The sequence below is a fragment of the Xenorhabdus yunnanensis genome (assembly GCF_028598805.1).
Classification (GTDB): Bacteria; Pseudomonadota; Gammaproteobacteria; order Enterobacterales; family Enterobacteriaceae; genus Xenorhabdus; species Xenorhabdus yunnanensis.
In genome coordinates, this window is sequence record NZ_JAQRFI010000282.1 from 1 (window position 1) to 310 (window position 310).

Consider the following 310-nt stretch of genomic DNA (forward strand, 5'->3'; position numbering starts at 1 on the left):
TAAAACCGGTTATGATGGTTTTGGGATGTTCGGTGCCCCGCTTTTTAACATACTGAAGCACGCCGTTAGGTTTGAAGAAGAACTCAACAACCTGCTGCCCCTTAGAGTCAAAAGTCACCTTTCCTGACAGCCAGTTTTCGATTTGGCGCTTCATTGTCCAGCCCGCTTTTAACGTGACCTCGCTAGCCAAAACCCCATTCTTACATTCAAATGCCCCTGAGGTCACTTCAACGACTTCTTTATCCCCGAATATTGACGGAAACGTTTTATTTTCACCTAAAAACTTAATGCCAGCGGGAAAGGTTATTTC

At 44.8% G+C, this 310-nt stretch carries 1 protein-coding gene; it reads right to left on the minus strand.

Features of this window, described 5'->3' with window-relative positions:
* On the minus strand, positions 1–310 hold a 310-nt coding region (locus PSI23_RS22255; protein ID WP_273557074.1), incomplete at both ends, for a hypothetical protein.